Origin of the sequence: Flagellimonas flava, from assembly GCF_900129665.1 — a bacterium.
In the GTDB taxonomy this organism is placed as follows: domain Bacteria; phylum Bacteroidota; class Bacteroidia; order Flavobacteriales; family Flavobacteriaceae; genus Flagellimonas; species Flagellimonas flava.
In genome coordinates this window covers 310,687-324,252 of the sequence record NZ_FQWL01000001.1, presented here as the reverse complement: position 1 = coordinate 324,252, position 13,566 = coordinate 310,687, and the positions used below count along the sequence as shown (strand labels likewise).

The 13,566-nt window shown below is 42.7% G+C and carries 6 protein-coding genes; 1 reads left to right on the top strand and 5 read right to left on the bottom strand.

Annotated elements, in window-relative coordinates:
- The first annotated feature begins 18 nt into the window (after nt 1-18).
- On the top strand, nt 19-597 hold the full coding sequence (locus BUC10_RS01510) for a RidA family protein (RefSeq protein ID WP_073176147.1): 579 nt from the start codon (nt 19-21) through the stop codon (nt 595-597).
- Nucleotides 598-647: 50 nt separating this feature from the next.
- On the opposite strand, the gene BUC10_RS01505 is transcribed toward BUC10_RS01510, so the two are convergent.
- The 5 genes from BUC10_RS01505 to BUC10_RS01485 all read right to left on the bottom strand — a co-directional run bounded on the left by BUC10_RS01505 (nt 648) and on the right by BUC10_RS01485 (nt 13,398).
- The gene (locus BUC10_RS01505; RefSeq protein ID WP_073176146.1) at nt 648-3,791 is read right to left on the bottom strand and encodes a DUF5107 domain-containing protein; all 3,144 of its coding nucleotides are present in this window, start codon (nt 3,789-3,791) and stop codon (nt 648-650) included.
- Nucleotides 3,769-7,077, bottom strand: a complete 3,309-nt coding sequence (locus BUC10_RS01500; protein WP_073176145.1) for a VCBS repeat-containing protein — start codon at nt 7,075-7,077, stop codon at nt 3,769-3,771. Before BUC10_RS01500 ends, BUC10_RS01505 begins: the two co-directional genes overlap by 23 nt.
- A 123-nt stretch (nt 7,078-7,200) precedes the next feature.
- Nucleotides 7,201-8,796 (bottom strand): SusD/RagB family nutrient-binding outer membrane lipoprotein, encoded by a 1,596-nt coding sequence (locus tag BUC10_RS01495; protein WP_073176144.1) that lies wholly within the window; start codon nt 8,794-8,796, stop codon nt 7,201-7,203.
- A 30-nt stretch (nt 8,797-8,826) separates the two neighbouring features.
- Complete coding sequence (locus BUC10_RS01490; RefSeq protein WP_222843708.1) at nt 8,827-12,213, bottom strand: SusC/RagA family TonB-linked outer membrane protein; 3,387 nt, start codon at nt 12,211-12,213, stop codon at nt 8,827-8,829.
- A 150-nt stretch (nt 12,214-12,363) separates the two neighbouring features.
- Nucleotides 12,364-13,398 carry a FecR family protein gene (locus tag BUC10_RS01485; protein WP_073176143.1) on the bottom strand — a complete coding sequence of 345 codons (1,035 nt, stop codon included), beginning with the start codon at nt 13,396-13,398 and terminating at the stop codon, nt 12,364-12,366.
- Between the last annotated feature and the right edge of the window lie 168 nt (nt 13,399-13,566).

Genomic DNA, 13,566 nt, shown 5'->3' with positions numbered 1-13,566 from the left:
TATGCAAATCCAATAATTATGAAAAACATATTTCAAGGCCTATTGCTATCCTTGGTTCTAGTTTCGTGTGGCCCTACATCTGAGAAAGCTCCAGAGAAACCGCAAAAGGACACACAAACCCAGGAAACAGATCCCAATTATGATCCAGAGGCGAAACTGGCAGAAATGGGTGTGACACTGAACACCCCATCCGCTCCGGTGGCCAACTATGTAAATGCCGTGCGAACTGGCAATTTGATTTTTCTGGCTGGCAAAGGACCTAAAATGGATGATGGAGAATACATCACTGGAAAGGTTGGAGCTGATTTATCTATTGAAGAAGGTTATGAGGCCGCACGTATTACGGCTCTGAACCAACTCGCTGTGCTTAAGGCTGAATTGGGCAATCTGAACAAGGTAAAACGGGTTGTAAAAGTCCTTGGTATGGTGAATGCCGCACCGGACTTTGTGGACCACCCCAAGGTAATCAATGGCTTTTCCGACCTTATGGTTGAAGTTTTTGGGGCACGTGGAAAACATGCGCGTGCAGCTGTTGGAATGGGCTCTTTGCCCACCAACATTGCCGTGGAGATTGAAATGATCGTGGAAGTAGAGTAAACCTATCCACGTACAAAAAGATAAATGCCCTAGGTGTCTTAAAGATTTATCTAGGGCATGCTATATTCCATAATTTGAATGATTCTAGAATCGATACCCTGCGATTTCCGAAGTGATTCAACTTGATCGATATCCTTATTATACAAGGCCAAAATCAACCCAGCATTCTTGTTGTCGATCGCCGCTGATTTGATTTTATCAAATAGTTGCCCTTGACTGTCTTTTTCTCCGATTTCACCTAGGGCCAATAGTTCAAAAAAGGTGTTTTTGGAAATCTGCTCGGCAGTGCTTTTATAGGATGATACAGATTCAAAGTATGACTTTGCCTTATCGATGTCTCCGAGGTTTTTATAACAAAGCCCAAGGAGATAATCCGGTATACGGTTATCAGGATTGTAAGGTGCCCCAATACCTAAATGCTCGGGCCATTCCTTTGAAGCCTCCAACAATTGAGCGGCCTTATTGAATTGCTTTTTATCCATCAGTTGTTTTGCTAAGAACAGATGTGCTTCACTATAGATTTTTTTACTTTCCGAAGCGTGCTCAAAAGGTAAAATACGTAATCCAGAAAGGACAGATATGGCCTTAGTGTAACTTTGGATGGCGACCAAGGCCCGTGCATAACTCAATCCCACGTTGTAGTTGTCCGGGAATTTCTTGAAGGCCTTCTTTCCTAACTTGGCTGCTTCTTCATTCTTACCACTATCTTGGTGAAAACGGATAAAATCGTCCCAATTTTTCCATGAAGCATTGTCCAAATTTAGTGCGGTAGTATAATCGCTTAGCAAGTCGCCATATGGTTTATCCCATATTTTGGCCCTAAACATATAAAAAGGTGCATAATCGGGTTGATTGCCACATTCCTCCAAGAGTTGTGTTGCTTTATCCCTGAGACCAACGGCTAAATAGTTTTGAGCGAGGTAGTACTTGAACTTCCAACTGTCATGCACACCAACAATCTCTTCCAAAACAGGAATCATTTCCCTCCTATATGGAAAAACAAAGTCAGGGGCAGCCTTATCTACTTCTTCTAACAGAGCATCGCTTTTTTCAATATCCGAATCACGAATCAGAGCAGCCAAAAACAGTTTGGTCTTACTATCTCCCCCATTGATCTTCAATAATTCTTGTGCAACGTCTTTTTGGCCAAGACTTAAATAGCCCAAAGCCAGTTCCAATAAGGTCTCTTTGGCAAATTCGTTCTGGATATCTCCCTGAATGGCGGTTATATCTTTTTCGGCCATTAGCAATTGTTCCAACTTAGCCATATGGTTGATTGGACTTACCTGCTCGATTTGCTGAAGCTGTAAGTCAAGGGCTTCGGTTTGTTTTTGTTTTCGGTAAACGACCAACAAAACCTGACGTGCATTTAAATTATGTGCATTGAAATCCAAGGCCTGAAGCGCATAAGATTCCGCCTGGTCCAAATTGTCCATGCCCAAATAAATTTCGGCCATTTGAGCAAAGGCTACAGAACGATATGCAATGGAACGCGCGGCCCAGCCCAAGGCTTCAAGCGCATTTACAGCATCATTTTTGGCCCTATAGGATATCCCCGCCAAATAATTCACCTTGGAATCATAGGTATCGAGCTGCAACACTTTATTGGCATAACCCAAGGCCTTATCATAGTTGGTTTTTCTATATTCCGCCTCCCCAGAAAGAAGGAGTGCACCGGTATGCGTAGGATCCAAACTTAACAGCTCCCCAAGCTTTTTTTCGGCCAAGTCGTACTCCCGATACTTCATGGCTTCCGAAGCCTTATGGTATAGTTTTTCCATGTGGGAGCGCTGCACTTCAGGTTTGTGCACGAAGTCCCTCTTAAGCAAAGTAACATTTTCTGAGGTGTAGTAGAGCTTGCCATTTCCCAGAACTACCTCGATGGAATCTCCTTGATTACAGCTAATGTCCGTTTCAAAAACTTCCATAGGTTTCATATCTAGTTGTTGACTTACAACTTCCTTCCCATTGACAAAAATCTTGAGAGGTTCATTAAACGTTTGTAGTGCATTGATTCCTATATAAGCTGTGTCCCCATTTCTTTCCAAGTTGAGCACACCATATTCAGATGCGGCCTCCATTCCGCCAATCTGCTTAAAAGGAAACCAGAGTTCTTGCCAAGAATCCAAGACATAGGGGTCAAAACCTACCTGGGAAACCGGATTCTCCGCTCCGGGGAAATACTGATTGAACAAGCGACCTGCCTGAAACTCTATGTATTGTCCATCCGTATCCGTCAATAGATCCTCCCAAATACCTCCTGCACGGGAAAGCGCCCATAACCAAAGTTTTTGTCCTGGCATTTGCTCGTATGAAGACCAATGCCCAAACCCAACTTTTCTATCGTGGTAATAGCCGCCAAAATAATTTTGATAGTCTCCTACTATATGGTAGGATTTGGCGGGGCCAAAATCATTGTTCCTATACATGGCAAGGTTTCGTCCTTGATTGTCAATAGGCCATTTTTGCCAAGTGCCATTATGCTCCAAGTAACCATTTCCGGGAATAAAGAATTCCAAATCATCCGTTGCTACCGCAGCTCCGGTCATCCAGTTGTAGTAGGATTGACTCAACGGGGTTCCGTTATACCATGATGCATTGGTTTCAAAAAATGCCTTATCACCTTCCAGTCGTATTTCCACTTGCCAATAGGTCCTTGAGGGCAAGTCAAAATTACCAACAATACAGCTTACGCTTCCATCTTCATTTTTCTGGATTTTGTAATCCACCGGAGTCGCCGTGGACGGATGGTGTCCGATAATTCCAAAGTTAAATTCGATTCCCCCGGAGGTCCAGGGACCCCTCATGGAGATATTTCTGAATTTAACTACTTCGTTCCGGTACAAGAACTCATTGCCGGTGCTCTTTTCAATGGCACCCCATACTTTCCCGCCAATCTCTGGTAACACATAGACTTCTATGTACTCATTTTCCAATTTGATGACCTTCCAATTCTTTTTTCTCGAATCATGTTCATATCCCTCAAACTTATAGTAAGGAAAGATTTTCGTGTTTTCTGTAAGTATTGGAACAGGGTTGGGAGTGTGGAACCCATAGGTATCCAAACTTCTCGTCTCCTCCGTAATAGTAGCTGTTTGTGCAATCAGGTTGTTGGATGCGCACAGCAAAAATCCAATAAAAGTCGAAACGATATATTTTAAAAGCCCCATATCAATATTTAAAACATTCCACATCAGTGTTATTTTTGACAAAAACCACCAAATTACTTCCATCTGATAGTTTTATATTGGTGATGTCCCTTACCTCTCCATCAATGTTGAGTCCGCTAGAGGCTACATTGACCGGCTCAAAATCACCAGTACCATCTCCTAAGAGCAAGGTGCCCTTGTTTGCATCATACCTGCCATATTTTACCCGGGTACCGAAAAAGTTACCTCCCAGAAGAATATCCTTTTTTCCGTCGTGGTTGAAATCACCAGAGAGCAGTCCATAGACTGGAGCTGTCTGTGTTTCAGTAGGCAGAGCTTTAAACTGAAACTGATCATTCCCTAAATTTTCTAAATAACCGGTGCTAAGGTTTTTGGCCACCAGAGTGGTTGCCCCATCCAATTCTTCCGATGTGAAAATATCAGTTATCCGTTCATTGGCGTAATCCTTATAATTCACATACTTGCTCTTGAGACCATTCAATTGTTCCACCAGGTCATCTTTTGAGAAAGCCGGGTATTCCTCTCCCATGATGTAGGAGCAAAGAACAGGGTCTAGCGATCCATTACCATCAAAATCCTTTACATATAGTGTCGCAGGCTCCGAAAGGGATGCTTTTAACTGGGAGTTTAACCCAAAATTGCCCACAACAAAATCCATATCCCCATCATTATCAAAGTCCTCACCTATAATACTGTTCCAGAATCCTTCTGAATCTTTGTTACCACAGGTTTGGGTAATTTCTTCCAACTTGTTCCCTGAATTGGAAAATACCCGGATGGGCATCCATTCTCCCACAACGATCAAATCAAGATTTCCATCCGAGTTAATATCAGACCATATCGCATCTGTGACCATTCCAGGAAATTTTAAATCTGGATTCACGTTTTCCGTGCCATCGCTAAACTGTCCTTTACCATCATTTATTAAAATGAAGCTTCTAGGTGATTCTGGGTACTCTCCGGGCAGCACCCTTCCTCCCACGAAAAGATCTTGGTCCCCATCAGCATCAAAATCCCCAATGCTAACACAGGAACCACTGTTATACATTTTAGGTAGCGCATTTGGGCTTTTACGGAAATTACCTTTACCATCGTTGATATATAATCGGTCTTGAAGCGCCTCTGACCCTTTATCAAAGGCATTGCCCCCACTGACGACGTAGAGGTCCAAATCTCCATCACCATCAGCATCAAAGAACTCAGCGTCTATATCCTCCGAACCGCCATCCTCTTCCATAAAAGAGGTGTTAATGGCGGTGAAACCGCCTTTTCTATCCTGCCTGAACAGTCCTCCCTGGCTTCCTTTTGCACCACCAATATAAATATCCGATAGGCCATCACCGTCGAAATCTCCCTGGGCAATTTTCGGGCCCTGGGTCGACAACTGATGTGGAAGAAGGCGTTCCCTCTTAAAATCATTGTATTCATTTTCTTGATGACGGTAACGCATAAGACTATCCGCGGCCACCGAAACAAAATGGGTTGATTTTTCGCTTATCTCGCTTTCTAAAATGGTTACGGCATCTGCGTATGAAAGCGTTTGGACGGTGTTGGCTTCTATATCATGGAGTTCCTGAACCTTTCCATCGGGCCATCGTACTGTCAGTTTTTCCGCAACACTATCTTTCCCTAATCCAAAAACAAGGTCATAGGGCATAGAGGATTGGTATCCCCTGCTGGGAATCATTTCTTGGACCATAATATTTTCCCCTGAGTTTACGCTAATCTTTGCTCCAATACCAAAGGTGTTCCATTTGCTTCCCTGCAGTTTGACTTTTAAAAAGTTATGGCCAAGATGTGTCTCGCTATTATTTCTATAGATGAAGGCAGGTTCATCAATGTTATTGATTACCAAATCCAAATCCCCGTCATTGTCCAAATCTGCATAGGCCGCACCATTGGAAAGTGATTTCTGATCAAGTCCCCATTCCGAGTTAACCTTGTTGAATGTCAGGTCTCCATTGTTATGGTACATATAGTTTTCCACCACCGCCGAGGGCATGTTCTCCAGCAACTCTGAAATTGCGGTGCGCTGACCAGTTTTATCCTCATTGAGTTTCTCTTGTACGGCATAGTTGATGAAATCCATGTTGGTATAATCCCGCTTGTACCCATTTGTGATATAGACATCTTTAAAACCATCGTTATCATAATCCGCTGCCAAAGCTGCCCAGCTCCAATCCGTATTTGAAATGCCCGAGAACTGTCCTATTTCAGAAAAAGAGTTGCCCTGATTGTTCAACTGAACCATGTTCCTCATGGTTTGGTGATAAAATCCTGTTTCCGCAAGAAGACTGTGTTTTTCGTAATTGTCTGGACCAGAAACCATTTTTTGCCTGTAGTTATCCTCAGGGAGCATATCCAGCGTAATGATATCGGTATAACCATCATTATTAAGATCTGCTACATCACTTCCCATGGAAAAGAGAGAAGTATGGCCCACGTGGTTTTCCAAATCTTCCGTAAAGGTTCCATCTTGGTTATTGATATAGAGGTAATCTTGTTCGTTGTAATCGTTGGAGATGTAAATATCCAGCCAGCCATCATTATTGACATCAGAAACAGATAGTCCGAGTCCAAAACCAAGAACATTCGAAATCAGTCCGGCCTGTGAGCCCATGTCCAGAAAATAACCTCCCTCATTTTTATAGAGTTTATCCGAATAGGCGGCATTCTTTCTTTTTTTAAGGGTATGAGTAATCCTATCAAAACCTGCGTACTCTTGGGTTGAGTGATTAAGGACGTAGAGGTCAAGATCCCCGTCATTATCGTAATCAAAAAAGGATGCATGCGTAGTGTATCCGGAATCGTCCACACCGAATTGTTCGGCCTTTTCCGTAAAGGTTAGGTCCCCATTGTTGATGAACAACAAGTTTCTCCTTTTGTGCGGGGCCTTTGCGGCCGACCGGCACACATAAATATCCAGAAGACCGTCGGCATTTACATCGGCCATTGTGGTTCCTGTGTTCCAAAGACCTTCAGCAAAAACACCGGCTTCCTTGGCAATTTCCTTGAACTCAAAATTCCCTTGATTAAGATATAAGTGACTTCCGACCATATTTCCTGTAAAATAAATATCCAACAAACCATCATTGTTGATATCTCCAATGGCCACACCTCCTCCGTTATACAGATAACTATATTCCAAAACATTAAACTCTTCGGTCTCCAAGAGTTTGTTTACAAAGGAGATACCTGTTTTTTGGGCGGGCATTTGAGAAAACATGGTGTCAGTACCTGGGTCCAAACAAGATAAAAAAGTAGCGACGAGAATTCCGGCCAAAAAAAGTCTTAAACGAAAACGCTTCATATGTACAGATTAGGTAATATTATGATACCCCAAGAGGAATTATCCCTAGGTAAAGTAATTAAAGAAAAAAATACCAATGCCAGGAACAGCATTGGTATTTTCGCGACTTAAACCTAACTCAAACTAATTTTTTGCATCCCACCATAGTTTGGTAGTCCCAAGGTCTGGGCCACCCAACAAGGTAGAAATTGCTGCGTTAACAGCATCTGTATTGTCAGCGAACTCTGTAGCGGTATAAGTCATTCTTCTAGGAATCTCATCCACCGCTATATTAGGGTTAAGCGTGTTTAATCTGTTGTACAATGTTGGATAGCCAGTTCTTCTGCGCTCAGCATAAGCTTCCTCGCTATCTGGCCATAGTGCTATCCATTTTTGTGTGATGATCTGCTCTAATTGCTCCTCGGCACTACCTCCAGCATTATAGGCAACAGGAACCGTGGAAACGGGACCATCTGTACCATCGATAGCAGCAGGGGTCAAAGCACTTGTTACATAGTCGTCTCCGGAAAGGTTGGTTCCATCATACCCATGTTGCAAGTGTGATTGTGTAATACCCTGATTGTACAAGTCTTCAGCTGTTCCACCAGCAGCCCATCCTTCCAAAGCGGCCTCCGCTCTTAGAAAATAAGCTTCCGAAGCTGTCATCACGATCCAAGCTGGACCAGGATCACCACCTGCGGTATACGGTCCGGCCATATTAGAAGCCAAATCATTGAACGTGGTTGTGGCCTTGGATTCAGCTGTCTGTCCATTTCGCATTCCCTCATATGGGAATTCAACACCCGCCGGGTCATCCGCCGCATCCGGAGTGGCAGCAGGAGCGTAATAGGTAGCAACCCTAGGATCTTGATATCCCTTAAGCACACTTTCCATGTCTGCACTCATACGGAACTCACCCCATTGTGTGATGGTAGTATAACTGTTCGTGAAATTCAAATTGGTTTGGATAAGACCATTGTCATCATTCGATGTCATAACTCCTCCGGCGATGGCTGCTTCCGCATTGGACTGGGATAAACCAGCATCTACATATTTTACCCTCATGGCCAAACGTAGACGTAATGTATTAGCAAACTTGATCCACTTGTCAACATCTCCACCAAAAAGAACATCATTACTTCCTAAGAAGGAGGTTCCACCTGCATTCGCCTGTAAAACTGTGGTGGCTTCTGCCAAAGTGGTAAAAAAGTCAGCATAAATAGCTTCTTGAGAGTCATAAGGAACTTGATTTTCCAAATTGCCAAAATTGGAATATGGGATAGGTCCCCAATAATCGGTAACCCTGTGGTATGCATATACACGCCATACCTTCATCATGGCATTCTCCAAATCAAACTCTAAATCTACAGCTGCATCCTCAGCAAACTTAATGTTTGGAGCAGCCCTACTATAAAAATAGCGATACGCCCCATTAAGCCATCCCCCCACCAAGATGAACTGGTCACTGTCAAAGTTAGGAGCCGTGGTGGCAAAATAATTCGCATACACATCCGAGAATAAGGAATGCCATAACTGGAAAGGTCCTCTTGCACTGTCAAAAGGCAAGAAGTTTGGGGTATACAACGCCCTTTGGAAGAACAGAGGATACTCCGAGGAGGTTATTGCATCCGTGGTAAAGTTTTTCGGATCCGTATTTATTTCCGTAAAATCATCTGTACAGCCCAGCAGGAAAACTCCCAGAACGAAGCCTATACATAATTTAGTTACAATACTTTTCATGTTTTTTCTTTTTAATTACATTTCTTTTTTTTAGAATCCAAAGTTTATCGACACACCAATCTGTCTTGTGGTCGGCAAAGGAAAAGCTGCTGTACCTTCTGCTGTATTCTCCGTACTTGCAAGCAGGTCTGGGTCAAAATTTTCTGCTTTATTGGAAATAAAGAAAAGATTTCTGCCCACCAAGGATACACTGGCTGACGATATAAAGGTCTTTGAAAGCAAACTCTGTGGTACCGTATAACCGATAACCAATTCTCTAAGGCGAACGTTGGACAGGTCAGTAACAAAAGCTTCACCAACCGGGGTGTTACGACCACCTACCCGGTTCCAAAATTCTTCAGCGTTGACGGCTATATTATTCGCCGCACCGCTGGACTGAACAACAGCAGTCTCGCCTGCGAAGAAATTTTCACCAAAGATCAACCCGCCTTCACGGCCTTGAAGGGTTGATTCCAAAACTCCATCACGAGCCAAAATAGCGTCGGTAAAGTTAGTTGCCGTACCTCCTTGACGAATATCTATTAGAGCACTGAAATTAAAGTTCTTATAACGGAAGGAATTACGGATACCACCCAACCAATCTGGGTTGAAATTCGCTACCAATACTTCATCCCTTCCAGGAGTAATCAATGGAAGCCCCAAATCATCGATGAGCACCCTACCCTGATCATCACGTTGGAAACCTCTGGAATAGATATCACCAAATTCACCTCCAACTTCCAAGACATAATCACGAATAAAGTCGCTACTTTCTGTTAAGCGATCAAAACCTTCTGCAATTTCCAGTACCTCACTTTTAAAAGTACCAAAGTTCACATCCAAATCCCAGGTAAAGTCTGGATTGTCTATGATGGTTGCACCAAGAATGACTTCAACCCCAGTATTTTGGATATCCGCACCATTTTGGAAGCGACTGGCGATACCAGATGCCACCGGGGTGGGTGTTGCAAATATTTGATCAAAGGTATTGGTCTTAAACCAGGTAAAATCAAGTCTTAAACGATTCTCCAACCAGCGGGAATCAAAACCTAACTCCAAAGATCTTGTGGTCTCAGGACGCAAATCTGGATTAGGTAATTCCGGATCCAATTCTGCGGTACCAAAAATGATATTCGCTCTTCTAGACAATTGGAACGCGTCTGTATCGTTACCCACTTCTGCCCAGTTGCTTCTTAACTTCAAGAAGCTCAAAGGCCCAAAGTCTGTATCTATCAAGTCGGTGACCACAGCGGTCAAACCTACCGATGGGTAGAAGTAAGAGCGGTTATCCTCAGGAAGAGTGGAACTCCAGTCATTTCTGGCTGTAACATTCAAGAATATGGCGTTCTTATAAGAGAATTCTCCGAAACCATATACAGATTGTTGTTCAAACTTCTCAAATTCCTCTCGTGCCACCGGATTTTGCGTATTACTGAGAGCAAAGAAATTCTCAATGGTAAAATTGGTTCCTTCTCCCCATAGTCTATCTCTCTGAAAGACCCTAAGGTTGGCACCTGCATTTAAATCTATTTTGAAATCATCAGTAATCTGTTTGTTATAGTTGATCAGAACATCACTGTTCCAGTCCGATAACGCTTGCTGTTCATTTCGATAGCTACCAAATTGAGCCACTGTATAGGTATCATTTGAACGCAAAATCTCTGACCTATAGCTATCCCTATCAATTGCGGAACGACCCATGATGTAAAGGTCATCCGTGATTTGATATTTCAGTGACAATAGCCCAAGAACACGTTCTTGTACCCTAGGACGCAAGACGTTATTAATGGTCCAGTAAGGGTTACCTCCACCGTTAAACTGTGGTAGGAAGTAGTGTTGACGGACCTTACCTTCCGGATTCACAAAACTGAAGGCCTCAAAATCCTCAGTTCGTATGTTTCTCGGAGTTTTGTACAAATACCGTACAGGATTGTCAAAACCTTCACCCGTCGCCAATTGGTTGGAAAAGTCATCTCGGATATAGTTCAATTTCACATCGGCTGTTAATTTGTCCGATATTTTAGTATTGATTCTTGTGGATAAACTGTGACGGTTCAAGTCATTGCCGGGAACTATACCACCAGCATCCGTAAATGTATAGCCCAAAAACACATTTGATTTTTCACTATTGATATTGACCCCAATGTTAGTGGCCAAATTATGTCCAACTTGGAAAAAATCATCTACGTTATCCGGTTGTGCCTCATAGGCATAGGTTTGCCCAAATAAGGGATACTCGGGGTTATTGGACCAGTGCGCTACTTGGCTTCCATCAAAACGAGGTCCCCAAGAAGTAGTTGCTTGGGCCCCATAACTTCCTCCGGCTCCCTGACCGTATTCGTTCTGCAATTCCAACAAATTAATAGCGCTAGAGAAGGTAGCCACAAATCCAACTGAGGTGGAAACTCCTTCCGGGGCTCCCTTACCTGATTTTGTGGTAATTACTATCGCACCGTTGGCAGCCCTACTTCCGTAAAGTGCTGCTGCATTAGCTCCTCGAAGTACAGAGATTTCCTGTATATCGTCTGGGCTAATGTTGTTGATATCACCATTTAATAGAATACCATCCACCACATACAGCGGTTGGCTACTTCCGTTAATGGATCGGTTACCCCTTAAGAGCACCTTGGTTGGAGCACCTACACCGGACGCGGATTGCGTCACGGAAAGACCTGCAACCTTACCACTCAAACCTTCCAACACGTTTACAGGGCGTGCCTGTGTAAGCTCTTCCGTTCTTACCTGTTGGTTAGCGTAGGAAAGTGATTTCTCCGATCGCTCAAGGCCCAAAGCTGTTACTACTACCTCATCAAGCTGACTTGCATCTTCTTGCAGGATGATATTGATAGTATTGGATGCACCTACGGGAATGCTTTGGGACAACATCCCCAAGTAGGAAAACACAAGAACACTTCCTTCCGAAACATTTATGGAATAATTTCCATCAAAATCGGTCTGTGTTCCATTGGTAGTCCCTTGTTCCAGAATGCTGACTCCGGGTAAGGGAGCACCATCGGATGACGCCGTGACCGTACCAGTGACCGTTTTTTGTACGGCTTCCTTTTCGACAATTTCCGGGTCTTCCTTAGTCAGTCTGGGAGTAACCGCGATTGTGCTGTTAATCCTTTTAAAATTTAGAGCAGCTTCTTTGCTGATCTGTTCCAATAAACTGTATACGGAATGTGTACCTAGTTCTATGGAAAATCTTGTTTTTCTGTCAACGTCCCGTTCATCATAATTGAATTTGAACAAGGACTGGTTCTCGATTTCATCGAAGACATCAAGTACTTTAACTTGTCGCGAGTTATCCCACTCCAAGTAGATGTCCTTCATGCTTTGGGTGTACCCCTCATTTGCCATTGCAAAATAGCAGAAAACTAGTTGCAAAATAAACATCCGAGAGAGCATGGCGATTGTTTTAGATAGTTTAAATTTCATACTTTTACGTCGGTTTAGTTGATATACTTTAATTGAACTTTTGATGATAAGTTTGTTTCCATTGAAAGTGCCATTTTCTTTGGAGCAAACTTATTTTTTTACGGATAGTTTTTGATTTTCATATGTTTAGTTTAAGTGTTAGCATCGCTTTTATTCAAAGGTTATGGAAATGGACCTTTCGTCTCCCCTATTAATTTCAAAAGAGAATTTCTCCACAAAGGCCATTCGCTCCAGAACGCTTTCCAAACTTTCACTTGGAAATTCTCCGGTATAGTTTATACGTCTATTTAGATTGTTCACGGAGATTTCAACATCATACCAATTCTCCAAGGTTTCCTTAATTTCCTCAAAGCTTGCGGACTTGAAAACCAAAATCCGTTTGGTCCACTTGTAAAAATCCATATCCTTGTAACTGGATATGTCCAACTTACCCTGAGTTGCGTCAAAAGTTGCTTTACCGCCCCGGTCATCAATAATCTCTACTTCCTGTACTTGGGCAACCGAAGCCACCGAAATCTTGCCACTCACAAGACCAACTTCAACTTTTTTGCCTAGAGGAGCCTTAATATTAAAGGAAGTTCCCAGTGCCTTAGTGATCAAACCTCTTGAATTTACCAAGAACGGTTTGGTAGGATCTTTTTTCACTTCAAAAAACGCTTCTCCTTCCAAAAAAATCTCTCTTTCATCCCCGAACTTGGAGGCGTATGATATTCTACTGTTGTTATTCAAGAACACAGTGGACCCATCTGGCAATGTAATCCTAGATTTTTGTCCCTTAAGGTTTTCCTTGACTATCCGTTTTACCGTTTTGTAAGCCGGATGGATTTCTTGGGTAGTTGACATTTTATGCGTAATGGACAAACCAATCAGCAATACCAAAGAGGCGGCAACCTGAAAAGCAACCGTCACCCACTTCTGTTTCTTAAGACCAATTGAGTTATTGGGTTTGCCCAAGACTGATTTTAACAGCTCATCTTGATCCTTATCACCAATCTCATTGGTGCCGGAGCGGAATTTTAAAGAAAGGATAATCTCCTTGGCAGCCAAAACCGTCTTTCTTTTGGACGGATTTGCAGCCAGCCATTTCTTCCAAAAAATATGTGAAGCGGGATCCGGCCTCAGCACCCAATTCCTAAACTCGGGGTCCGCCAAAAAATCCTCTAAATCGTACTCGTGATAATCCATAGGTATTCCACTATTAATTATAAGACTTCATAAAATGTAAAATGACATCAAAAAAAATGAATTTATTTAAATAAATATCATAACTCTCTGATACTATTATCAATAATATCTAAAAAATGTGGAGTTTTCCGCAATCCAATGCTTGATTCGGTAAAGTGCAGACAACAT